The 324-nt window shown below is 39.8% G+C and carries 1 protein-coding gene; it reads left to right on the top strand.

Annotated elements, in window-relative coordinates; genetic code table 11:
- Window positions 1–142 precede the first annotated feature (142 nt).
- On the top strand, window positions 143–324 hold a 182-nt coding region (locus ACSG5Z_RS29980), incomplete at its 3' end, for a hypothetical protein (protein WP_435712758.1).

Below are 324 nucleotides of genomic sequence, written 5' to 3'. Positions count from 1 at the left end.
GTCGTTAGGCTCGTGTACTTTAGGCAGGTACATGAGCGGCGGCTGAAGTGGTGTGTTAAGGTGGTATGGAGCCTTAAGGTTGCGCCTTATGGTTGTATGTGACTTTTCGTCTTCGGCCTATAAATAAAAGGAGGGAACAGAAATGGAGAAGATCACTATTAATTTTCATTATCAGGATGTAGATGGATTAAAGGAATCGAAATTTGAAGCGTATTTATTATCAGATTCGGTATATTATGTGTTTGATGGGGAAAATCTAACGTTCCGAGAAATACCATTGCGAGAACGAGGTAAAAAGGAGTTAACGATTTACGATTCAGATAG

Source organism: Bacillus pretiosus, assembly GCF_051294775.1.
GTDB lineage: Bacteria > Bacillota > Bacilli > Bacillales > Bacillaceae_G > Bacillus_A > Bacillus_A wiedmannii.
The sequence above is the reverse complement of the archived record's forward strand: the minus strand, read 5'-3'. Positions and strand labels throughout refer to the sequence as shown.